Origin of the sequence: Actinomadura madurae (genome assembly GCF_900115095.1) — a bacterium.
GTDB lineage: Bacteria > Actinomycetota > Actinomycetes > Streptosporangiales > Streptosporangiaceae > Spirillospora > Spirillospora madurae.
Map to the genome: position 1 here is coordinate 266,866 of NZ_FOVH01000008.1, position 22,736 is coordinate 289,601.

General features: G+C 71.6%; 18 protein-coding genes. 4 read left to right on the forward strand and 14 right to left on the reverse strand.

All coding sequences use genetic code 11. The features are described from left to right. Window positions 1–20: 20 nt before the first annotated feature. On the forward strand, window positions 21–884 hold the full coding sequence (locus BM339_RS23335) for an oxygenase MpaB family protein (RefSeq protein WP_256255423.1): 864 nt from the start codon (window positions 21–23) through the stop codon (window positions 882–884). Here BM339_RS23335 and BM339_RS23340 read toward each other — a convergent pair. The 13 genes from BM339_RS23340 to BM339_RS23395 form a co-directional block, all read right to left on the reverse strand. Further along, window positions 881–1,702, reverse strand: a complete 822-nt coding sequence (locus BM339_RS23340; RefSeq protein ID WP_075022192.1) for an SDR family oxidoreductase — start codon at window positions 1,700–1,702, stop codon at window positions 881–883. The two genes, BM339_RS23335 and BM339_RS23340, sit on opposite strands and share 4 nt — an antisense overlap. 13 nt (window positions 1,703–1,715) lie before the next feature. Then, window positions 1,716–3,071, reverse strand: coding sequence for a cytochrome P450 (locus BM339_RS23345; protein ID WP_075022193.1), 1,356 nt, complete (start codon window positions 3,069–3,071; stop codon window positions 1,716–1,718). A 100-nt stretch (window positions 3,072–3,171) separates the two neighbouring features. Beyond that, a complete protein-coding gene (locus BM339_RS23350; protein ID WP_075022194.1) occupies window positions 3,172–6,129 on the reverse strand; it encodes an AMP-binding protein in 2,958 nt (985 codons plus the stop codon). A gap of 73 nt (window positions 6,130–6,202) precedes the next feature. Then, window positions 6,203–7,852, reverse strand: coding sequence for an AMP-binding protein (locus tag BM339_RS23355; protein WP_075022271.1), 1,650 nt, complete (start codon window positions 7,850–7,852; stop codon window positions 6,203–6,205). Window positions 7,853–7,958: 106 nt separating this feature from the next. Beyond that, window positions 7,959–8,324, reverse strand: coding sequence for a DUF3054 domain-containing protein (locus tag BM339_RS23360; RefSeq protein WP_075022195.1), 366 nt, complete (start codon window positions 8,322–8,324; stop codon window positions 7,959–7,961). Between the two features lie 83 nt (window positions 8,325–8,407). Next, window positions 8,408–8,758, reverse strand: a complete 351-nt coding sequence (locus tag BM339_RS23365) for a DUF4387 domain-containing protein (RefSeq protein ID WP_075022196.1) — start codon at window positions 8,756–8,758, stop codon at window positions 8,408–8,410. Between the two features lie 9 nt (window positions 8,759–8,767). After that, on the reverse strand, window positions 8,768–10,123 hold the full coding sequence (locus BM339_RS23370; RefSeq protein ID WP_021593909.1) for an acyclic terpene utilization AtuA family protein: 1,356 nt from the start codon (window positions 10,121–10,123) through the stop codon (window positions 8,768–8,770). Beyond that, complete coding sequence (locus BM339_RS23375; protein ID WP_075022197.1) at window positions 10,116–11,219, reverse strand: ABC transporter ATP-binding protein; 1,104 nt, start codon at window positions 11,217–11,219, stop codon at window positions 10,116–10,118. The genes BM339_RS23370 and BM339_RS23375 overlap by 8 nt, the downstream gene beginning before the upstream one ends. Further along, window positions 11,212–12,966 (reverse strand): ABC transporter permease, encoded by a 1,755-nt coding sequence (locus BM339_RS23380; protein WP_021593911.1) that lies wholly within the window; start codon window positions 12,964–12,966, stop codon window positions 11,212–11,214. Before BM339_RS23380 ends, BM339_RS23375 begins: the two co-directional genes overlap by 8 nt. Then, window positions 12,963–14,081: an ABC transporter substrate-binding protein gene (locus BM339_RS23385; protein WP_021593912.1), complete on the reverse strand. Its 1,119-nt coding sequence runs from the start codon at window positions 14,079–14,081 to the stop codon at window positions 12,963–12,965. The genes BM339_RS23380 and BM339_RS23385 overlap by 4 nt, the downstream gene beginning before the upstream one ends. A gap of 140 nt (window positions 14,082–14,221) precedes the next feature. Next, window positions 14,222–14,359: a hypothetical protein gene (locus BM339_RS50005; protein WP_021593913.1), complete on the reverse strand. Its 138-nt coding sequence runs from the start codon at window positions 14,357–14,359 to the stop codon at window positions 14,222–14,224. 1 nt (window position 14,360) lies between these two features. Then, entirely contained in the window at window positions 14,361–15,350 is a 990-nt protein-coding gene (locus BM339_RS23390; RefSeq protein WP_218163730.1) for a phosphoglycerate dehydrogenase, read from the reverse strand. Window positions 15,351–15,412: 62 nt separating this feature from the next. Further along, window positions 15,413–16,342, reverse strand: a complete 930-nt coding sequence (locus tag BM339_RS23395) for a LysR family transcriptional regulator (protein WP_021593915.1) — start codon at window positions 16,340–16,342, stop codon at window positions 15,413–15,415. A gap of 140 nt (window positions 16,343–16,482) precedes the next feature. Here BM339_RS23395 and BM339_RS23400 point away from each other — a divergent pair, with 140 nt between their 5' ends. From BM339_RS23400 to BM339_RS23410, 3 genes are read left to right on the forward strand one after another with little or no spacing between them, the layout of a single operon-like run. Further along, window positions 16,483–17,574, forward strand: coding sequence for a tartrate dehydrogenase (locus tag BM339_RS23400; protein WP_024935776.1), 1,092 nt, complete (start codon window positions 16,483–16,485; stop codon window positions 17,572–17,574). Next, entirely contained in the window at window positions 17,571–19,199 is a 1,629-nt protein-coding gene (locus tag BM339_RS23405) for a hydantoinase B/oxoprolinase family protein (protein WP_075022198.1), read from the forward strand. The genes BM339_RS23400 and BM339_RS23405 overlap by 4 nt, the downstream gene beginning before the upstream one ends. After that, on the forward strand, window positions 19,196–21,235 hold the full coding sequence (locus BM339_RS23410) for a hydantoinase/oxoprolinase family protein (RefSeq protein ID WP_075022199.1): 2,040 nt from the start codon (window positions 19,196–19,198) through the stop codon (window positions 21,233–21,235). The genes BM339_RS23405 and BM339_RS23410 overlap by 4 nt, the downstream gene beginning before the upstream one ends. A gap of 145 nt (window positions 21,236–21,380) precedes the next feature. Here BM339_RS23410 and BM339_RS23415 read toward each other — a convergent pair whose 3' ends face one another. Continuing rightward, window positions 21,381–22,700 carry an FAD-dependent oxidoreductase gene (locus tag BM339_RS23415; protein WP_075022200.1) on the reverse strand — a complete coding sequence of 440 codons (1,320 nt, stop codon included), beginning with the start codon at window positions 22,698–22,700 and terminating at the stop codon, window positions 21,381–21,383. Window positions 22,701–22,736 lie beyond the last annotated feature (36 nt).

Consider the following 22,736-nt stretch of genomic DNA (forward strand, 5'->3'; position numbering starts at 1 on the left):
ACATGACAGGCTTGTCTCCTGTGGGGGGACGCCCCCCCACACCCCCCGGCGGCCCCCTCGGGCCCGGCTCGCTGACCTGGCGATACTTCGGCGACACCCGGATGCTGCTGGTCGGGCCGCGGGCCGCCGTCCTGCAGAACATGCTCCCCGAGCTGGGCCAGGGCGTCCTCGACCACTCGGTGTTCTTCAGCGAGACGTTCGCGCGGGTGAAGCGGTCCGCCGGGCCGATCCTGAACACCGTGTACGGCGGGGAGCGGTCCGCCGAGACGGGCCGGAAGGTGCGCGACTACCACCGCGGCATCAAGGGGACGATGCCGGACGGCTCCCGCTACCACGCGCTCGATCCCGAGACCTACTACTGGGCGCACGCGACCTTCCTCGACACCATGCTGTACTGCGTCGAGACGTTCATCCGGCCGCTGACCGAGGCCGAGAAGCGCCGCGTCTACGAGGAGTCCAAGACCTGGTTCCGGATGTACGGGGTCAGCGACCGGGCCATGCCGGACGACTGGGAGGCGTTCCAGGCGTACTGGAAGCGGATGCTGGACGAGGTGATCGTCCCGCACCGGACCGCCCGGTACGGCGTCGGCTACGTCACCAAGGGCCTGCCCGCGCCGCCGAGGGTCCCGGCGCCGCTGTGGCGGGCGGTGTCGCCGCCGCTCGACGCGGTGGCCCGGTTCATCACGGTCGGCGGGCTCCATCCGCGCATGCGGGAGCTGCTGGACCTGCCGTGGAGCACCGCCGACGAGCGCCGCTACCGGCGGTTCGCGGCGGCCGTCCGGGCGGGGAACCGGGTGTGGCCGCTGCTGCCCGAGGCCGTCCGCTACCTGCCGCAGGCCCGCCGCGCCTTCCGCCGGGCCCGCCGCGACCGCCGCGCCCGCTAGCGCTCCGCCCCGGGAGCCGACCGGATCCGGGCGTCGTAGGCCTTGCGGGCGCCGGGGTCGTACTCCAGGAAGATCGTGTCGAGGCCGAGGCGGCGGGAGATCGCCCGCCTGGCCCGGTCGGGGAGCAGCGCGCTCAGCCTGAGCTGCCGGCCGAGCTTCGCGGGGACGACGACCTGCGGGCGGGGGCGGGCGATCAGCCCGGCGACGGCGGCGGCGACGTCCTCGGGCTCGCAGTTGCGCTGCCCCTTCGGGCTGCGCGTCCCGGCGACCAGTTCGGTGTTGGTGAACGTGGGCAGGACGGCGCTGACGTGCACGCCCCGGTCCCGCACCTCCAGCCGGGTGGCCTCCGTGAACGCCAGGACGGCCGCCTTGCCGGCGTTGTAGAGCGCGAGGCCGGGGGTGAACATGACGCCGGCGACCGAGGCCATGTTGATCACGTGGCCCGAACCGCGCGGCAGCATCCGGCCGAGAGCGAGCTTGGTGCCGAGCATCACGCCGTGCAGGTTGATGTCGACGCACCGGCGGGCGTCGGCGTCACTCTCGCCCGTGACCGGCCCGATCGGCATGATCCCCGCATTGTTGATCAGGACGTCGGCGGGCCCGGCGGCCTCCTCGGCGGCGTCGAGGAACGCGGTGAACGACTCGCGGGACGTGACGTCCACGGTCAGCCCGGTGACGCCGAGCGACTCCGCGGCCTCCTTGACGGCGGTCCCGTCGATGTCGCCGATGACGACGGTGGCGCCCCTGGCCTTGAGGGCGCGGGCGGTGGCGAGGCCGATCCCGCGGGCGGCCCCGGTGATCACGACGACCTTGCTCATGCGGACTCCAGGCTCATCGGGACTCCAGGTGGTCGAGGCGGACGGGCAGCCCGTCCTTGGGCGAAGGGAGCGACGTGGTGTCAAGCGGCCACTCGTAGCGCGCGGGGACGCTCCAGCGGTACCTCCGCAGCACCTGGTGCATGATCGTCTTCACCTGCATCCCGGCGAAGTACAGCCCGATGCACTTGTGCGCGCCGCCGCCGAACGGCGCCCACGCGTACTTGTGCGCCTTGTCCTCGCGGCGTTCCGGGGAGAACCGGCCGGGGTCGAACCGGTCGGGGTCCGTCCACCACTCGGCCATGTGGTGGTTGCTGAGCATCGGCACGACGACGGTCGTGCCGGCGGGGACGTGGAAGCCGAGGATGGAGGTGTCCTTGACGACCTTGCGCGGCAGCGCCGGGACGGGCGTGACCATCCGCAGCGACTCCTTCATCACCATGTCGATGCCGGTGAAGGCGTCCAGGTCGTCGTAGCCGGGCGGGGCCGCGCCGAGCGCCAGCGACTCCTCGCGGAGGCGCTCCTGCCATTCGGGGTACTTGGCCAGGTAGTACGCCATCGTCGTCAGCGTGATGGTGGTGGTGTCGTGCGCGGCCATCAGCGCGAAGATCATGTGGTTGACGACGTCCTCGTCGGTGAACCGCTCGCCGTCGTCGGTCTCGGCCTGGCAGAGCGCCGCGAACAGGTCGTCTCCCCCGTCGCGGCGCTTGGCGGGCAGGTGCCGGCGGAAGAAGTCCTCCAGCACCCGCCGGGCCCGCAGGCCGCGGTGCCAGCGCAGCCCGGGGACGGCGAACCGGACGTAGGCGGTCCCCGCCCGGACGGCGTCGATGAACGCGCCGTTGACCCGTGCGCGTTCGGCGTCGTCCAGCTCGACGCCCATGAAGACGTCCGCGGCGAGGTCGAGGGTGAGCTTCTTGAAGTGGTCGTAGACCTTGAAGCCCTGGCCGGGCTCCCACGACTCGACGCCCGTGACGATGCCGGGCGCCATCGCGTCCATGTAGGCGCGCAGCCGGGGCCGGGTGAAGGCCTGCTGCATGATGCGCCGGTGGTGCAGGTGCTCCTCGAAGTCCAGCAGCATGATGCCGCGGTTGAAGAACGGGCCGATGAAGTAGCTCCACGCGGGCCCGTTGGCGAAGGCCTTGTCCCGGTTGACCAGGACGGTCTCGGCGGCCTCGGGGCCGTGCACGGTGACCGTCCGCTGGCCGAGCAGCCATCCCCACGCGACGGGGCCGTACTCGTCGTACCGCTTCCTGGCGATGCCGATGGGGTCGCGCATGACGGCGAGCGTGCTGCCGATGTACGGGACGCCGGGCACGCCGGGGACCGGTTTCAGGTCGCTGCCCTCCGGCGGCGGTGCGAGGACGCTGGCCATGGATCCCTCCGGACGCGTGCAACAAAAACGCAGATTCTGTTGCTTTGTTCTAACGTAGCGGACGCCGGTAAGTCCAGGCTTACGGCACGTGATCCGGGCGTCAGCGGGCCTCCCGGGCGGGCGGCGCCTTCAAGAGGCGCCGCCGGGCCGCCTCCGTCAGCGGCCGGTACGCGCCCGCCCTGTCGCGGTAGTAGGCGCGCCCGTCGCCCGCGGGCGGGACGCCCTCGTAGCGCAACGGCGCCGTCCGCAGCCGCCGCCCCGCCGTGACCGGCACCTCGTCCACGATCCGGACGATCGCGGGCCGCAGCGCCGGCTCCACCCGCAGCAGCGCCTCGGACAGGTCGAGCGGCCTCAGCTCGGCCGGGTCCCGCAGGCTGACGGCCGCCGCGGCCAGTTCCGCGTCCCCCACCGGGATCCCGTAGACCGCGACGGTGTCGATGCAGGGGATGTCGCCGAGCGCGTCCCGGATCGGGCCGGGCGGGACGATGCCGTCGGCCGTGCGGATCAGCTCCGTCTCCCGGCCGACCAGCCAGAAGTCGCCGGCGGCGTCCCGGCGGAACAGGTCCCCGGTGATCGTCCAGGCGTCCTCGGGCCGGAAGACGCCGCGCACGGGGCGCGCCGCCGAGCCGATGGCGGCGAGCCGGACGCGGGCGAGCAGCATGCCGATCTCGCCGGGCTCGCACTCGATCGCGAACCCGTCCGGCCCCTCGGCCAGGCGGCCCTTCTCCAGGTCGTAGCGCGCCGGCCGCACCTCGGCGCTGCCCGGCAGCGGGCGTCCCAGCGAGCCGGGCTTCTTGCCGCTCAGGTTCACCAGGACGGACTCGCCCTCGGTCGAGGCGTAGAACTCCAGCACGCGCGCCGGGGCGAACCGCTCCTCGACGCGCCGCCAGAGGTTGCGCGGCATGCCGGAGCCGATGAACAGCCGGACGGCGTGGTGCCGCTCCGCCGGGTTGGGCGGCGCGTTCACGAGGTCGCCCAGCGAGGTCCAGGTGTAGGACGCGACGGTCACGCCGTAGCGGCGCGCCTCGTCCCAGAACGTCTCGGGATCGTAGGAGCTGGCGAGCGCGAGCCGGGCGCCGCCCGCGACGGCGCCGCCGAGGCTCATCAGCAGCGCGGACGGGTGCTGGAGCGGCGTGATGCTGTAGACGGTGTCGGACGGCGACAGCGCCGCCGACGACGCGGTCCCGAACGCCGACAGCGCCCACCGCCGGTTGGTGATCCGGCTGGCCCGCAGCTGCTCGCCGTCGCCCCGGAACACCACGAACGCCAGGTCGCCGGCCCGTCCGGGGTTCGGCCGGTACCAGCCGGGCGGCTCGACCCGCTCCGGGTCGATGGCCTCCATGTCCGTCAGCGGGCCGCGGTCGCCGCGCCCGGCGCCGCCGAGCAGGTACGCCTGGACGCCGTCCAGCTTCGCGGCCCGCGCGGCGTGCTCGGGGTCGGCGATCACCCGGGTCACCCGGCCGAGGCGCGCCTCCGCCGCCGGGTCGCCGTCGGGGCGCAGCAGCACCGCGACCGCGCCGAGCCGGCTGAGCGCGGCGACCAGCGCGAGCGCGGTGGGCCGGGTGCCCATCAGCACGCCGACCGGGTCGCCGCGCCGCACCCCGATGTGGATCAGCCCGCGGACGACGGCGTCGATGCGGTGCTTGGCCGCCGCGTGCGTGTACGGCCGTCCCCGGTAGAGGAAGAACACCTCGCCGGGCCTGCGGGCGGCCTGCTCGTCCAGCAGCAGTCCCATCGACATGCGGGTGTCGGACTGGATGCGCTCCAGGCGGGCGAGCCGCGGCAGGTTCTGCGCGGCCTCTCCGGAGAGCTGCCGTGTCCCGTGCACCGCCCGGGACGCGGTCCGGTAGGCCGACCGGGCGGCGCTCGTCCCGATGCCGCCCGCGAGCTGGAGCGCGTACCCGGCGGGTCCGCCGGGCAGGCCGGCCGGTTCGGCCTCCTCGTCGCCGGTGACGGGCGCGACGATCTCCGGCAGGTCGTCCTCGCCCTCGCGCCAGCGCGCCCACGCGGCGACGGCCGGCCACGTCCGCGCGATCGCGAGGCCGCCGACGACGAGCCCGAAGTGCCCGGCGCGCAGGGCCGCCTCGTACACCTGGGCGCGCGGCGCGGCCCGCCGGATGCCGCGCACCATCGGCGGCGGCGCGATCTCGTCGACCTCGCCGACGAACGTCAGGACGGGGCAGGTGATGTCGGCGAGCGTGACGAGCCGGTCGCCGATGACGAAGCCGCCGGTCAGCATCCGGTTGTGCTGGATGAACTGGCGGATGAACTCGGCGAGCGCCGGGCCGGGCCACGACACCCAGCCCTCCCGTTCCAGGAACCGCCGCTGCCGCTCGCGCTGCGCGAGCCGCTCCCGGTCGTGCAGCTGCAGGATGAAGTCGACGCGGGAGCGGACCGACTTGACCGGGCTGAGCAGCTGGAACCCGAGCCGCGTCACCCAGCCGGGCACGGCGAACCCGCCGAGCAGCCAGTCGGGGACGCGCTCCACGCCCTCGGAGGCGAGCCAGCCGGGCAGCCCGAACGGCAGGCCGACGCTCGTGTCGGCCGGGCTGCCGAACGTCACCACCGACGCGACGCCCTCGCTGCGCCGGTACGCGGCGGCCTGGTAGACGAACATGCCGCCCTGCGAGTACCCGGCGAGGTGGACGTCCCGCCCGGTGGCCTTGCGGATCCGGTCGATCGCGTCGCTGACGGCGAGGACGTGGTCGGTGACGGTGCGCTCCAGCCCGCCGGGCTCGCGCTCGGGCGCGCCGAAGTCCACCACCCACGGGTCGACGCCGCGGTCGCGCAGCACCTTCACCGCGCTGACCCGCGAGGAGATGTCGTACACCTCGGCGGTGATCATCAGCGGCGGGACGAGCAGCATCACGGGCCCGTCGCCGGACGGCGCGTCCGGGAAGTAGTGCCGCAGCCGGTACACCCGCTGCTCGGTCACCACCTCGCACGGGGAGGCGTCCTCCTCGGTGTCGAAGCCCCCGAACCGGGCGACCTCCAAGGCGTTCTGGGCGGTTGAGCCCAGGCGGGCACCTAGGCGGAACAGGGTTTTGGCAACAGGCATCGTCGACCTCTCGCAGCGTCAACGCCATGTTGTCCTGTTATCACTGGCTTTAGCAATTACGCCGGTGCGGTGCTCAGCCGACGACGCGTGCGCCGTCCATGTGGCCCGCCTGGAGGCGCTCCCACATGTAGCGGCGGCGGGGCTTGCCGCTGGACGTCCGCTGGATCAGCCCGGTGCCGACGACGATCGTCAGCTCGACGTCGTCGCCGACGCGGCGGCGCAGCGTCTCGCGGACGGCGGCGACCCACGACTCGTCCTGCGTCTCGGCGAACAGGGCGAGCCCCTTCCGCCCGGCGCCGGGGACGCCGACGACGACGATCCGGCCCTTCCCGAGTCCGCTCACCTCGGCGATCTTGGATTCGAGGTCCTCGACGTACACCGAGCGGCCGCGCACCTTGATGCTGTCGCCCATCCGGCCGAGGACGAACAGCTGCCCCTCGTGGAAGAAGCCGGCGTCGCCGGTGTAGACCTTCCCGTCCATGAACCGCGTCGACTTGGCCTCGGCGCCGGCGAAGTACCCGGGGCAGGCGGAAGGACCGCCCACCACGATCTCGCCGAGGAGCCCGTCGGCGAGCTCGTCGCCGTCATCGTCCACGATGGTCACGGGCACGTCGTCCTCGGGCGTCCCGCACCCGACGATCCAGCCGGCCTTGGCGCCGAGCGACCGCGGTCCCAGCGTGTGCTGTTCGAGGATCCGGACCGGCTGCCCGAACGACAGCGTCTCCGGATCGGGGCGGACGGCCAGCGGGTCGCGCGGCGCGTTGTCCATGGTGACCAGCAGCGTGGTCTCGGCCATGCCGTAGGCGGGCTTGAACATCGTCCGGGAGAACCCGAACGGCTCGGTGAGCTGCGCGAACACCTCCAGGGCGTGCGGGTCGATGGGCTCGGCGCCGATCAGCGCCATCTTCCAGCCGGACACGTCGAGGCCCTCCAGCTGCTCCGGCTTGACCCGCCGCGCGCAGTACGCGTAGGCGAACGGCGGCGCGGCCGTGAGCGCGGCCTCGGCGAAGCAGCGGATCCACCGCGCGGGGTCGCGGATGAAGTGGTCGGGCCGCATCAGCTTGAGGGTGCCCTGCCGGGTGATCGGGGTGAGGAAGCAGCCGATCAGCCCCATGTCGTGGTAGAGCGGCAGCCAGGACGCCACGACGTCGCCGTCCTCGTACCCGGCCATCCGCCCGATCAGCTCGCTGTTGGCCTCCAGGTTCGCCCAGGTGACCATGACGCCGCGCGGCGCGCCGCTGGACCCGGACGTGAACTGCAGCAGCGCCAGCTCGCCGACCGGTCGCATCTCGGCCTCCTCGGCGGCCTGCCGGGGCCGCCACGGCTCGCCGTCCAGCCCCGCGTCGGCCATGGCCCGGCCCGCGTACTCCGCCAGGCCGTCGGACGCCACGACCAGCGCCGGGGACGCCTGCCGCAGGATCGCCGCGACGTGCGCGACGTAGTCGTCCCCGTCCTGGAACAGCGGCGGTGTGATCAAGCACACGGTCGCGCCCGCGGCCCAGACCGCGAAGTAGGTCTCGATGCAGGTGAAGTCCGTGGGCAGCACCAGGCACACCACGTCGCCCGGCCGGACGCCCTCCGCGATCAGCGCCCCGGCGGTGCGTCGCGCGCCGGAGGCCAGCTCACCGTAGTCGCGGTAGTCCCAGCCGCCGTCGTCGGCCGCCAGGTGGACGCCGCGTGAAGTGTTCGGCTTCTCCAGCCATCCGCGCAGCGCAGATGCCATCGTCTCCCCTTCGGCGTCGGTCCCGGTCACCCACGTGACTCGCCGGTAACTTCACCAGGGCGGCGCGTTCCCGTCAACCGTCGCGATCATCGAACGGACCGGCCGGTCATTCGGCGGGCGCGTCACGTCGTACCGTGACCGTCCGGACGAGCCGCCACCCGACCAGTGCCGCCCCCAGGAACACCGAGGCGACGATCACGAAGGCGGCGGCCGTCCCCTGCCCGGAGACGGCGCGCAGCGCCATTCCCACGGCCACGGTCGTCACCCAGACACCGACCCCCGACGGCACCAGCGCCTCCGGCCCGCGCCAGACCCGCCACAGGACCCACCCGGCGGCGAGCCCGCCGAGAAACGGCCACGCGGTGCCCGCGAACCCCGCCAGGCTCGCGGCCTCATCTTGCGAAGCCCGCCCGATCGCCACGAAGACCAGCACACAACAGACATCGACCAGGCCGGCCAGGGAGTTCCGCATGCTCCCAGGTTAAGGGCGGTGCGGACAGCGTGGGCTCGATCGCGGCCGGGCGCCGCACCCCCGCGAGTTGTGGGAGTGGCCGGTCACGCCGTCTCCAGCGCGGCGAGCAGCCGGTCAGGCACCGGCAACGTCGCCAGCGGCACGTGCTGCTGGCCGCAGTGCAGGTCGCGGTCGAGCAGTCCCCCCGCCGGGACCTTGCGGGGAAACGAGATCTTCACGACGTTCAGCGACGGGATGCGGAACAGCAGCACATCGCCGGCGTCGACGTCGTACAGTTCGGCGATCACCGCCTCGTTGAGGAAGTCGGGGTCCGCGGCGATCGCGTACCCGGTCGCGTCGAGCATGAAGGCCTCGAACGTCGTCCAGAACGGCCCGGCGTTCTTCGACCGGATCTCGTGCGCGAAGTCGGACAGGACGGGTGCAGGAGTGGTCATGACGCTCCTTCAGGCGACAGTGCGGAACAGGGACGTGGAGTCGTCGACATCGACGACGTGGTTGAGCACGAACTCGTACGTCGCGCCCCGTTCCATCTCTGCCGGCGACGTCGCGAACGCGAAGCTCGGCAGGTACGACATGTCGGGCAATGGCAGGTGGAGCATCAGCGGGTTGGCGACCTTCGCGACCGCCGTTGCGGTGGCCTGGTCGGAGGCTCTCACGCGCAGCATCACGGCGACCTCGTGGGTGGCCGACCGCTCCGTCTCCAATGCCCCGAGTACCGCGTCGTGGCCGTAGAGGCGCAGGTCGAAGGCGTACTCGTCCGGCCGCAGACCGAGGGTCTCCTCGACACGTCCAGTCAGGATCCGCCGCATGAAGCCGGCCCACTCGTCGATGCGCGCCACGATCAGAGGGTCACGGATCGCGACGAACGAGATCGTCTCGTAGCCGGCCGGCCTGGCCCCTTCGAGCTTGATCGTGATCTGGTCGGCCACGTGGAACCGCGAACCTTCGACCCGGACGCGCCGGTCGTCGACGGGCACGTAGGTCGCCGCCGACACGTCGAGCGTGCCGCGCGGCTCTCGCAGCTCGAACGGATCGGCGGTCTCGTAGAGCATGTGCGCCGCGACCGACGTGGGTGTGCAGGCGTTGTCCTCGTCGAGCGGCTCGATCTCGAAGCCGTCTTCGTCGACCCAGGCGATCACCCCGCCCGACTTCGGGTTGGTGGTGCACTGCCCGCCGCACTCCACGATCTTGGCCGCGTGCCACGCCGGGCCGTCGGGCATGCCCCGCATGATCGGCACGCACGCCGCGACCGCGGTGTCGGTGGCCCGCCCGCCGAGCACCACCTGGGCGCCGGCCTCGAGCGCGGCCGCGAACGGTTCGTGACCCATGACCCCCACGATGTGGGAGCACGACTCCAGCGTCCCGGCGTCGAGATCGCCCAGGGGCGGCAACGGATGAATCCGCCCGGCGTCCAGCCGCTCCTTGAGCGTTGCGGCGGACTGCTCGCTGTAGATACGGGTGACCTTGAGCGACAGTCCCTCCTCCGCCATGACCTCGTCGACCATGCCGGCGACCCAGTCGACCCCCGAGTCGGTGCCCGAGGTCCCGCAGGACCCGATCAGCAGAGGGATGCCCGCCGCCGCCGACGCCCTCAGCAGGATGCGAAGGTCGCGGCGGACCGCCGCCGGCGCCGTCTTCGCCGTTCCGGATCCCAGGTAGTACGGGCCGGAGTCGGTGGAGCCGCCGTCGACCGTGATCACGTCGGCACCGAGGGCCAGGCCGCGCCGCACGGCCTCCTCGTGGATCCCCGCGCCGAGCATCCCGCTCGGTGTCAGCACGCCCACACGGGTCTCACGCATCGTCGTCCTCCACCTGGTCGAGTCGGTCGGCGGGCTCGAAGAGCCGCAGGTCGTCGGGCGCCAGCCCCACCGTGAGCTCGGCGGTGTCGACCGAGCGGGTCGTGGTGACGGTCAGCCGCGCCGCGCCCACCTGCAGCACGTAGCGGTAGTGATCACCGAGGTACGAAGAGCTCGTGACCTTGGCCGTGACCGAGTTCGGGCGGCCGGACTCGCCTTCGCGCTGGATGTGCACCGCCTCGGGGCGGATGGTCAGGCTCACGCGACCCGTGCGGCGGCCCGCATAGGGAACACGCAGAGGGTCGGCGAGCCCGTCGAGACGGACCATCGCGTGGGTGCCGTCGGCCGTGACCACCGTCGCGTCGAGGATGTTGGCGGTGCCCACGAAGTCGGCCACGAACAGGTCGGCCGGGTTCTCGTACACCTCGCGGGGGGTACCGATCTGCCGGATGACCCCGTGCTCCATCACGACCACCTGGTCGCTCATCGACAGCGCCTCGTCCTGGTCGTGGGTCACGAACACGGTCGTGACGGCGACCCGCCGCTGCAACGACCGCAGCCAGTCACGGGAACGGTCGCGCAGCTTGGCGTCGAGGTTCGAGAACGGCTCGTCCAGCAGCAACATGTCCGGCGGGTGCGCCAGCGCGCGAGCCAGGGCGACCCTCTGCTGCTGGCCACCCGACAACTGGTGCGGGTAGCGATCGACCTGCCCCGCCAGCTCCACCAGGTCGAGCACCTCCATGACCCGTTCCTTGCGCTCGCGCCCCCTCACCTTGCGGAGCTTGAGCGGGTACGCGACGTTGTCGAACACCGTCATGTGAGGCCACACCGCGTAGGACTGGAACACGACGCCGCAGTTCCGTCGCTCCGGCGGGACATCGATCCGGTCGCCGTCGAACACCACGCGGCCACCGAAGCTGATCCGGCCGGAGTCCGGCCGGTGCAGGCCCGCGATCGACCACAGGGTCGTGGACTTGCCGCACCCGCTCGGTCCCAGCAGCGTGGTGATCTGGGCGTCCGGGACGGTCAGCGACATGTCGCGCAGGACCGCGTGGTCGCCGAACGACTTGTGCAGGTTCCGGATCTCGAGTTCAGGCACGGGGACGCACCCCGAACAGGCCGCGGCCGATGCCGAGGACGGCGAGCGTGATCACCATCTGGATGACTCCTAGCGCGGCGACGCTGCCGCCGATGTTGGTCGCCGCGAGTTGCAGCATGGTCAGACCGAGCACGGGCGTGCCGTCGGTGACGAGGAAGACGGCCGGCTCGGCGTCGTTGAGCATCGCGACGAAGAGCAGGATGAAGCTGGCCGCCATCGCCGGCATGACGAGGCGCAGCACGATCGTGCGCATCGCGGTCCACCAGGTCGCACCCGAGGTCCGGGCCGCCAGGTCGAGATCCCGGCCGACGGCCGCGAGGGCCGGGTAGAACGCGCTGTAGCCGAGCGCGAGGCTGCGGACCGCGAACGCCAGGCCCATTCCCCACAGTGTGGAGCGGATCGAGCCGCTCGGATCGAGGATCACGAGCGACCAGAAGAAGGCCATGCCGGTCACGAGCCCGGGGATCATCCGGGGCCACATCATCGCCTGCTGCAGCGACCCGCGCAGCCGGAAGTCCGACCGGTGCGCGATGACCGAGAGCATGGCGATCGCGAGCGTGGTCAGCAGGCCGCCGACCGAGGCGATCAGCAGGCTGTTGACGAGGGCCTTGGTGAAGACCGGATTGGCGAAGACGTTCTCGAAGTTGATCGTCGACAGCGACTCCCACGGTGAGACGAACGGCGTGAACACGGTCGTGAACGCCGACATGACGACACCGGCCAGCGGGACGAGCACGAGCACCAGCAGAACGATCAGCATGCCCGCCGAAGCGAGCCACCGGACGGGGCCGAGTTCGAGCGCCCGGCTCCCCGTCGGCTTGCCCGTTACCGCGGCGAACCGCCCGACGTCTCCCACCAGCTTGTTGCGCAGCACGAGCAGGGCCGAGACGGTCACCAGCATCAGCACGGCGCCGGCCGAGACCAGTCCGTGCCGCGGCGGCGAGACGTTGGTCCAGTTGTTGTACAGGTACGTCGAGATCATGTCGATGTCGCTGGAGTAGCCGAGCACCAGCGGCAGGCCGAGGACCTCCAGGGCGATCGCGAACACCAGCAGCGTGGAGTTCAGGATCGCGGGACGCAGCAACCGCACGCTCACCGTCGCGAGGACGCGAACCGGCCCGGCACCCGCCATGCGAGCCGCGTCCTCGAGCGCGGGGTCGATCGCGGCCAGGGTGTTGCGGCAGAACAGGAAGATGACCGGGGCCGCCACGCTGATGCCCACCAGCGCCATCCCGGGGATGCTGTACAGATCGATCGGCATGCCGAGGAAGGTGTTCGTCCGCAGCCACGTCGTGGCGAATCCGGCCTGCGACCACATCAGGCCCCAGCCGAGCACCAGCACGATGCCCGGCAGCATCACCGGCAGCAGGAAGATCGTCGCGAGGATCCCCCGGCCCGGCAGGTTGGTCCGGGTGAACAGCACCGCCGCCCCGACGCCGAGCACGACCGATCCGGCCGTCATGATCGTCGCGAAGACCACGCTGTTGGACACCGCGCTCCACCACGCGTCGTCGGTGAGCAGGTCGCGATAGTTCTGCAGCGTCGGCTCGCCACCGGACTCGTACAGCGGCGTCGTCCACAAGGAGGCAACGGCCACCGGCACGATCGGCCCGACGATCACTAGGACCGCGAGCGCCCAGATCACATAGTGGGACACGGTCGTGGAGTCGAGCCGTCGACGGCGGCGCCCGCGCGCCCCGCGCGCCCCCTCGACGGGGGGCCGCGCGGGCGTGGTGAGGCCGGTCATCGGCCGAAGACCTCATTCCACCGCTTGACGGTCGCGGCCTGGCCGGTCACGAACTCCGGGGCCCAGCCGTCGATGATCACGTTGTCCTTTCCGACGGCGTCCTCGATCGCGGCCAGGCCGTACGGGCACTTGACGCCGGCGCGGTACGGCGAGAAGCCGCCCTTGCAGGCCTCCTGCTGCCCCTCGACCGACAGGGCGTAGTTCAGGAACACCTTCGCCGCGTTGGGGTGCTGGGCCTTGGCCGTGATGCCGATCGCCCGCGGCACCAGCGGTGTGCCGTCGGTCAGGTAGGCGTAGTTGAGCACCTTCGCCGCGTCCCCGGTGATCAGCGGACGGACCGACCCGAGGACGAAGAAGGAGGCGCTGTACCCGCCCTGGAGCATCTTCTGCGCGATGTTGCCCGCACCGTTCTCCACGCCGGACGACGGTCCGAGTGCCTCCAGGTTCTTCCAGCCGTCCTCACCCGCGCGCTTGATGTACGACGCGGTCGCGTAGTAACCGATCGCATTGGTGATGTCGACGACACCGATTTTGCCCTTGAGCTTGGGCGCCATCTCGGCGAACTCGCCCATCGAGGTGGGCTGCTCGTCCTTCGGCAGGAGGGACTTGTTGAACAGCGCGACGACCGGGTCCTGCGACATCGCCACGACTCCCGGCGCCAACCGCGCGTGGGCGGGCAGGTTCGCGACGTTCGGGTCCTTGTAGTCGGTGATGTGGCCGTCGCCGGCGAACCTCGACATGACCGGTTGGTTCGACATCATCACCAGGTCCGCGGTGCGCGCACCGGTCGCCGCCTCGCTCTTGTAGCGCTCGACGATCTGGGTGTCCTCCAGGTCGAGGTTCTTGATCTGGATCTTCGGATACTTCTTCATGAACGCCGTGGCGAGCGGTTTCATGATTTCGGAGTTGGCGTTGGAGTACATCAGCACCGACCCCTCCTTCTCGGCCGCCGCGATGATGTCATCGCTGACCGGGGTGACCGCCGAAGCCTTACCGGGGTCGGCCGTGGACGTCGGCCCGGCCGCCGCGGGCTCGTCGGACGAGCCGCCGCAGGCTGCGAGGGTGAGGACGCTGAGCGCCGCGACGGCGGCGGACAGGCGCTGGGGAAACCGCATGAGAACTCCTTGCTTCGTGCTGTCGGGTGGGCTGTGGCGAGGTGATCCGGGGCTCATGCGACGGCCTGCGCCACGCGACCGGCCACTCGGCCGGAGAGGCGTCCCCCGGGGGAAGGTCCCTCAAGCGCGCTGTAAGTCCGTCATCCGCCGCTCCGGAACCCGCCGGCGGAGGTCGGGAGGGACGCGACGGCGGCTCCCTGCCCGGCCCCGGTGATCACCTCCGACAGCGCTGCCTGTGACGCGGTGCCGCGGAACCCGTCGACGATGACGACTCGCACGTCAGGCCGCCCGCCCGGGGCCGTTGACCTGGAAGGCCGGCCGCCCCGAGAGTGCCGCGACGAGTTCGGCGGCCCCTTCACGCCCGGCGGCTTCGCGAGCCTCGGCGGTCTGTCCCGCCATGTGCGAGTAGACGGTTATCCCCTCGACGCACCTCAGGACGCTGTCCGCCGGGAGCGGCTCGACCTCGGTGACGTCGAGCGCGGCTCCGGCGATCATGCCTGAGCGGACCGCCGTCGCGAGCGCCTGCTCGTCGACCATCTGGCCCCGGGCGGTGTTGACCAGCAGAGCGTTCGGCTTCATCAGCCCGAGCGCCCGGTCGCCGATGAGCCCGCGCGTCGCGGGTGTCGAGGCGGCGTGGATCGACACGACGTCGGAGCGCCCGAGGAGGTCGTCGAGGGTGACGAACTCCACGTCGGGGAACCGCGAGCGCAGGTCCGCGCCGACGTTGGTGTGACTCAGCACGGTCATGCCGAACGCCCGTGCCAGCGGGACGACCGCCCGCGCGGAGGCCCCGAACCCGACCAGGCCGAGGGTGGATCCCCGCAGCTCGTGACCGTCCGTCCGGGGCCAGCGCCCTTCGGACACGCCGACCGCGAGGTCGACGAGGTGGCGCGACGCGTCGAGCATCAGGCCGATCGTGTACTCGGCGACCGCGTTGGCGTTGATCCCCGGCAGGTTGCTGACGCTGATGCCCAGGCGGGACGCGGCCTCGACGTCGACCGAGTCGTATCCGACACCGGTCCGGACGACGGCCTTCAGGGCCGGCGCCCGCTCCAGCACCTGGGCCGTCATGGGCTCGTTGGCGATCAAGGCCCCCTCGACCCCGTCGAGGAGGCGCACCAGCTCGTCCACGGAGCGGTGCCCCTCCAGAGGTTCGTGCACCGTCGTGTGCCCGTGGTCACGCAGGTACCCGTCCACCGCGTCGCCGGGACGCAGGTAGTCGGTCGTGATCAGGATGCGGGCCATCGCCGGGTCCTCCGTGGTCGTCATGTGGCGGCAGCCACATAACGTAGGCGACGACGCAGGTCACGTTAACCGGGCTTCGCGAAAGGTCACCTTTCGCGCAGAGAAACTCGACCCAGGCGGCGCGGAAGCTCTTCGGCCAGGTAATCGATCACCGCCGTGATCCGTACCGGCACGTGGTGGACGTCGGCATGCAATGCGTAGACGTCCGCACCCGGGGTCGGCACGTCCTCCAGCACACGGACCAGCGATCCCTCCGCCAGGAGGCTTGCGACCTGCCACATCGATCGCATGATGAGTCCTCGCCCCTCGATCGCCCACTGCGTCACGACGTCGCCGTCATTGCTCGACAAAGAGCCGTCCACCCGCATGCGGAACTCGTCGGGTCCGTCGCCGAACCGCCAGAGCGCGTAGTCGCTGTAGTTCTCCCGCAGCACGATGCAGTTGTGGTCGACGAGCTCGTCGACCGACGACGGTCGTCCGTGCTCGGCCAGGTACCGCGGCGACGCGCAGACCACGCGGCGGTTCTCCGCCAGACGACGCATGCGCAGCGTCGAGTCGTGCGGTGCCCCGACGTGGATCGCCACGTCGAACTCACGACGGTGCGGGCTCAACGGCAGGGGGGTCGTCGTCAACTGGACGTCGAGCCGCGGGTGCAGAGCACCGAACTCGCCCAGCAGCGGGCCGATGTGCGCCCGCCCCAGACCGAGGGTCGACTCGACCACGAGCGAGCCCCGCAACTCGGCCGACTGGCCCGTGATCTCGTCCTCAAGCGCCTGGACGTCGACCAGGATCGGGGTGATCCCCTTGGCCAGGACGGCTCCCTCAGGGGTGAGGACCAGCTTGCGGGTGCCGCGGTGGACCAGGTGCACGCCGAGCCGTCGCTCCATCGCTGCGAGGCGCTTGCTGACGACGGGCAACGAGCAGCCGAGCTCGCGCGACGCCGCCGTCAACGTCTCGCTCGCGGCGACCACCGCGAAGAACCGCAGCTCGTCGACCGATCCGGCGACATGGACCACGCCGCACCTCCACCTTTCTTGGGGCGAAAGCCTATCTTGCCGCGAATCGACTAGGCCCCCGGTGCGTCTCTCCGTACGGTGAGGCCGTTCCGGTCGGACCATCCGCTCCGGCCGCCCCGGTCAGCGAAGGTGGGCTACAGGTGACAGGCACATACCGCGTCGCGGTGATCCCCGGCGACGGCATCGGCGTCGAGGTCGTACCCGAGGGTCTGCGTGCCCTGCACCGGGCCGCCGATCTCTTCGGCTTCACGGTCGAGACCGAGACGTTCGGGTTCGCCAGCGCCGACTACTACCTCGCCCACAGCGACATGCTCCCCCCGGACTGGAAGGAGACATTGAGCGGATTCGACGCCATCTTCTTCGGTGCCGTCGGCTGGCCTGACGTCGTGCCCGACCACGTCTCACTGTGGGGAAGCCTGCTGAAGTTCCGCCGCGAGTTCGACCAGTACATCAACCTTCGCCCGGTCCGCCTGCTCGAAGGCGTCGTCAGCCCGCTGCGCGACCGCCTCCCGGCCGACATCGACTTCTACGTCGTGCGCGAGAACACCGAAGGCGAGTACTCCAGCATCGGCGGCCGCATCTTCGACGGCACCGATCGCGAGACCGTGCTCCAGGAGACCGTGATGACCCGCACCGGGGTGGACCGCGTGCTGCGGTACGCGTTCGACCTCGCCCGCCGTCGGGACAAGAAGCACCTGACGTGGGCGACCAAGAGCAACGGCATCTCGATCTCGATGCCGTACTGGGACGAGCGCGCCGAGGCGATGGCCGCCCAGTACCCCGACATCCGCGCGGACAAGTACCACATCGACATCCTGACCGCGAACTTCGTACTCAAGCCCGACTTGTTCGACGTGGTGGTAGCCAGCAACCTGTTCGGCGACATCCTGTCGGACCTGGGCCCGGCCTGCGCCGGCACGATCGGCATAGCGCCGAGCGCCAACATCAATCCAGACAGGACGTTCCCCAGCCTGTTCGAGCCGGTCCACGGGTCCGCGCCGGACATCGCGGGCCAGGGCATCGCCAACCCGGTCGGCCAGATCTGGAGCGCCGCCATGATGCTCGACCACTTCGGCGAGCACCCGGCCGCGGAGTCGCTCGTCCGCGCCATGGAGTCGGCGCTCGTCGACGACACGGTGGCGAAGACTCCCGACCTCGGTGGCGACGCGACCACCGTCCAGCTCGGCCGCGCGATCACCGACCGCATCACGGCCCCGGCGGTCGTGGCGTGACCGCGGCGGCGGCACCTTCCCTCGATCCCGTCCGGCTGGAGGTGCAGTGGGACCGGCTGTCGGCGGCGACCGACGAGGCGGCGTACGCGATGCTGCGGTCGGCGTTCTCGACCATCATCCGCGAGTCGAACGACTACACCGTCGTCGTCATGGACCGGCGCGGCCGCACGATGGCCGAGACCCGGGCGGGCATCCCCGCCTTCGCGGGACTCGTCGGATCGTTGACCCGGTTGCTGCTCGAACGGATGCCCGCCGGGACCTGGCGGGACGGCGACTGCGTGATCACCAACGACCCGTGGATCGCGACCGGCCACCTGCCCGACGTCTCGATGATCGCGCCGTTGTTCCACCGCGGCCGGCTGGTCGGGTTCACCGGTAGCGCCGCCCATCTGCCCGACATCGGCGGCACCGGAGGCCTGAGCACCGACCTGATCGGCGAGGGCGTGCTCATCCCGCCGCTCCACCTCTACCGGGCCGGAGAGGTGCAGAGCGGGGTCAAGGACCTGCTGCTCGCCAACGTCAGAATGCCCGACCAGGTGTGGGGCGACCTGCAGGCCCAGGCGACGGCGCATGCCGTGTGCCGTCGTCGCGCGCTGGAGTTCCTGGAGGAGTTCGGCGAGCCCGACTTCGAGCGGTTCGCGGCCGCGGTGCACACGCTGACGGACGACGCCATGCGCGCCGCGGTGCGGGCGATCCCCGACGGCAGGTACACGTCGACGGTCGATGCCGACGGCCTGCCGGGCCGGCCGACGCACATCGCGTGTGCGGTGACCGTGGCCGGCGACTCGATCACGATCGACTACACCGGTACCTCGGCTCAGGTCGACTTCCCGACCAACTGCACGCTCAACTACACGCGCGCCTATTCGATGTACCCGCTGAAGCTGGTTCTCGATCCCGCCACCCGCACCAACCACGGCTCGTATCTGGCGATGTCGCTCGTCGCCCCGGAGGGCACGATCGTCAACCCGCGCTTTCCCGTCCCGGTGATCGCCCGGCATCTGACCGGGCACCTGCTGTCGTGCGCGATCTACCGCGCCCTGGCCCCCGTGCTGCCGGACCAGGTCATCGCCGACAGCGGCGGCGCACCGGCCCTTCGCGTCAGGTTCACCGGCCAGGACGACGACGGCCGCCCGTGGGCACTGATGCTGTTCGCGAACGCCGGCATGGGCGCCTCGGCGCACACCGACGGCCTGTCGACCACGGCTTTCCCCACCAACTCCGGCACCGGGAGCATCGAGGCGATGGAGGCCGCGGCTCCCTTGCGGATCGTCCGCAAGGGGTTGCGCCGCGACTCCGGCGGTCCCGGGATGTACCGGGGCGGACTCGGGCAGGTGGTCGAGGTCGCCAACCCCACGTCACGTCCGGTGCAGGTCGGTCTGCTCGGCGACCGGCAGACCCAGGCGGCCCGCGGTGTGCTGGGCGGCGGTGATGGCGCGACCGCGTCCGCCGTGCTCGGCTCCGGCGAGATCGTGCCGTTGAAGACCGTGACGACGCTGCCGCCGGGCGAGAGCATCACGATCTCCTTCCCCGGGGGAGGCGGCTATGGCGACCCGGCGTTGCGCGACCCCGCGGCCCACGCGCATGACGTGGCGATGGGCTACGTCAGCGGGGTGAGCCGATGAGCACCCGCATCGGCGTGGACGTGGGCGGAACGTTCACCGACCTGTTCCTGCACGATCCCGACCGTGACATCACCTGGACCGGCAAGCTGCCCACCACTCCGCACGCGCCCCACGAGGCGATCGCCGAGGGCATCGCCCGGATCCTGCGCGAGACGGGAACGCGGCCCGAGGAGGTGACCGGCGTCGTGCACGGCACGACGCTGGTCACCAACACCGTGATCGAGCGAACCGGCGCCCGCGTGGGCTTCCTGACCACCCGCGGTTTCCGCGACGTGCTGGAGATGGGACAGGAGATCCGGTTCGACACGACAGACCTGTTCGCGCGGCCCGCGCTCCCGCTGGTCCCGCGCGATATGCGGCTCGAGATCGGCGGCCGGCTGGCGGCCGACGGCTCAGAGATAGAGCCGATCGACGACGCCGAGGTGCTGGCCCGGGCCAGGGAGCTGAACGATCTCGGCGCGGAGACGCTCGCCGTGTGCCTGATGCACGCCTACGTCGACCCCTCGCACGAACTGCGGGTCCGCGACCTGGTCACCAAGGTACTGCCGGACCTGCCGGTGACCCTGTCATCGGAGGTCGCGCCCGTCATGCGCGAGTACGAACGAGGCAACACCGCGTGCTTGAACGCGTACGTGCGGCCGCTGATGGCGGCCTACCTGGACGCCCTGCGGATCGAGCTCACGCGGATGGGCGTGACGGCACCGCTGCGCATCATGCTGTCGGGCGGTGGCATCACGACACTCGAACAGGCCAAGGCCTTCCCGATCAGGCTGCTGGAGTCGGGGCCCGCCGCGGGCGCGATCGCGGCCTCGGCCGTCGCCCGCGCGGTCGGCCTTGAGCGCGTCATCTCGTTCGACATGGGCGGAACGACGGCGAAGATGGCGGTGGTCCACGGCGGCAAGGCGCGGGTCAAGCACGAGTTCGAAGCGGGGCGGGTCGACAGGTTCAAGCCGGGGTCCGGCCTGCCGGTGCGGTTGACGGTCGTCGACATGATCGAGATCGGCTCCGGCGGCGGCTCCATCGCCCGGCGCGACCCGCTCGGCCTGCTGAAGGTCGGGCCCCGGAGCGCCGGTTCGGTCCCCGGTCCCGTCGCCTACGGTCGCGGCGGCACCGAAGCGACGGTCACCGATGCGGACACCCGTCTCGGGCTGCTCGACCCGGGCGGGTTCCTCGGCGGTGAGATGCAGCTCGACCTCGACGGCGTCGACGCGTGCCTGCGCGACGACCTGGGTGCCCGGCTCGGCCTGGACGCCGTCGCCACGGCCATGGGCATCGAGCGCGTCGTCACCGCGAGCATGGCGGCGGCGACCCGCATGCATCTCGCCGAGAAGGGGCTCGATCCGGGCGACCATGCTCTGATCGCCTTCGGCGGCGCGGGCCCGGTCCACGCGTACGCGCTCGCCAAGTCACTCAAGATCTCACAGCTGGTCGTCCCGATGCGAGCCGGAGTGATGTCCGCCTACGGCTTCCTCGTCGCCCCGCCGATGGTCAACGAGGTGCGCAGCCACCACGCGGCCCTGTCCGACGTCGACTGGGACCATGTCGGTGCGCTGTACGCCGAGATGGAGGATCAAGCCCGGCGCGTCCTGGAGCCGGACGCCGAGATCACGTTCGCCCGGACGGCCGACATGCGCTACGTCGGTCAGGGCTTCGAGATAGAGGTACCCGTCCCCGCATGGCACGTGCCATCGATCCAGCAGTCGTTCACCGGCACGTACGCCTCGATCTTCGGCCGCGTCGTCGAGAACGGCCAGGCAGAGGTGGTGCGCTGGCGGCTGACTGCGACATCGCCGAGCCACGACGTCCGTCTCGGAGCGGAGCCGTCCGGTGACGATCCCGTGCGTGGCACGCGAACCGTCCACCTGCCGGATCTCGGTGCGGTCGAAGCGACCGTCTACGACCGGTACGCGCTGACCCCGCGCACCGTGATCACAGGACCGGCCGTATTCGAGGAACGGGAGTCGTCGTGTGCCGTAGGCCCCGATGCCACGACGCGGGTGGACGACGACCTCACCCTGATCGTCACGCTGCCCTAGGAAGGCCCGAGGGAGTCAGGGGTTCAGGCGCGAAGCCCCAACGGGACCCAGGCAAAGCGAAGGGTCCGCGGGGAAGCCGCAAGCGGCGACCACACGGACCCCAGACCAGTAGCGGGGGGCAGGATTTGAACCTGCGACCTCTGGGTCAGGCGGCCGGGCGCAGCGCCCGCGCCATGACGGACGGGCGCATCAGCGCGGGCGGCGGGTCGAGCAGTCCGATGACGCGGAAGAACCGCTCGGCGACGTCGGCGTCCCGCGCGGCCGCCGCCTGGACGCGGTCGACGTAGGCGTTCATGACGCGGATCGCGGGGGTGCGCCGCCCCTCGACCTCCGGCATGGACAGGTCGGCGGCGACGGCCATGCGCCACGGGTCGTTCAGCGCCTTGCCGACGGCCCGGAAGTACCGCCTGGTCAGCCCGCGCGGTCCGTCCTCCAGGCAGCGGCGCAGCACCAGCGCCTCCAGGCAGGCCACGGTCATGCCCTGCGCGTAGATGGGGTTGAAGCTGCACAGGGCGTCCCCGACGGCGACCAGGCCGGCGGGCAGTCGCCGCACGCGTTCGTAGCGGTTGCGCAGGTCGGACGGGTACCGGTGCGCGGCGATCCCGCCGAGCGGCTCCGCGGCGCGGATCGCCTCGAACACCTCCGGCGGCGCGAGGGTCCGCACGAAGGCCAGGAAGCCCTCCTCGTCCGTGGGCGGCCGGTTCGCGCCGTCCAGCCCCGCGACGGTGAGCAGGTGCCGGTCGCCCTCGACGGCGACCATCGCCATGCCGCGCGGCCGGCCGGGCCGCGGGCCGACGACGACGGCCTTGCCCGCGGCGACGGTGTCCAGCGGGAGCCGGACGGGCCGGGTGGCGTAGGCGACCCCGACCTTGATCTCCTCCCGCGGGACGGGCCCGTGCCCGAGCCGCTCCAGCCAGTGCCGGGCGCGCCCGGCCCGTCCCATCGCGTCGACGACCAGGTCGGCGCGGATCTCCTCGGCGGCGGCGCCGGGCGTCCGCGGCATCACCTGGACGCCGGTGACGCGGCCCGGCGGCGCGGTGAGCAGCCCGACGACGTCGCGCCCCTCGGCGACCCGGACGCCGGGCAGCGCCTCGACCCGCTCGCGGACGACGCCCTCCAGCAGCGGCCGGCTCGCCTGGACCGCCCGCTCCGCGCCGGGGCGCCGGGTGAGGGCGTGCCCGCCGAGGGTGAAGCGGTGGTCGACGCCGGGGTCGGCGACGACGGCGCCGCGGCCGATGAGCTCCGCCTCGACGCCGGGCAGGAGGTCCTCCAGGACCCGCTGCCCGCGCGGCAGCAGGATGTGGGCGTGCCTGCCCTGCGGGACTCCCCTGCGGCAGGCTCCCGCCGCGCTCTGGTCGCGTTCCACCAGCGTGACCCGTTCATAGGCCCCGGCCAGGACGCGGGCCGCGAGCAGCCCCGCCATTCCGGCTCCGAGCACCACCGCGTGTTCTCCGATGCTTCGCATCTCGTGCCTCCCGTTGTCCGATGAGGCGACGATGCG

Bases quoted from the DNA above. Each gene is read 5' to 3' on its own strand.
- BM339_RS23340 (WP_075022192.1), bottom strand. From the start codon at position 1,702: ATGAGCAAGGTCGTCGTGATCACCGGGGCCGCCCGCGGGATCGGCCTC.
- BM339_RS23345 (WP_075022193.1), bottom strand. From the start codon at position 3,071: ATGGCCAGCGTCCTCGCACCGCCGCCGGAGGGCAGCGACCTGAAACCG.
- BM339_RS23350 (WP_075022194.1), bottom strand. From the start codon at position 6,129: ATGCCTGTTGCCAAAACCCTGTTCCGCCTAGGTGCCCGCCTGGGCTCA.
- BM339_RS23355 (WP_075022271.1), bottom strand. From the start codon at position 7,852: ATGGCATCTGCGCTGCGCGGATGGCTGGAGAAGCCGAACACTTCACGC.
- BM339_RS23360 (WP_075022195.1), bottom strand. From the start codon at position 8,324: ATGCGGAACTCCCTGGCCGGCCTGGTCGATGTCTGTTGTGTGCTGGTC.
- BM339_RS23365 (WP_075022196.1), bottom strand. From the start codon at position 8,758: ATGACCACTCCTGCACCCGTCCTGTCCGACTTCGCGCACGAGATCCGG.
- BM339_RS23370 (WP_021593909.1), bottom strand. From the start codon at position 10,123: ATGCGTGAGACCCGTGTGGGCGTGCTGACACCGAGCGGGATGCTCGGC.
- BM339_RS23380 (WP_021593911.1), bottom strand. From the start codon at position 12,966: ATGACCGGCCTCACCACGCCCGCGCGGCCCCCCGTCGAGGGGGCGCGC.
- BM339_RS23385 (WP_021593912.1), bottom strand. From the start codon at position 14,081: ATGCGGTTTCCCCAGCGCCTGTCCGCCGCCGTCGCGGCGCTCAGCGTC.
- BM339_RS23390 (WP_218163730.1), bottom strand. From the start codon at position 15,350: ATGACGACCACGGAGGACCCGGCGATGGCCCGCATCCTGATCACGACC.
- BM339_RS23410 (WP_075022199.1), top strand. From the start codon at position 19,196: ATGAGCACCCGCATCGGCGTGGACGTGGGCGGAACGTTCACCGACCTG.
- BM339_RS23415 (WP_075022200.1), bottom strand. From the start codon at position 22,700: ATGCGAAGCATCGGAGAACACGCGGTGGTGCTCGGAGCCGGAATGGCG.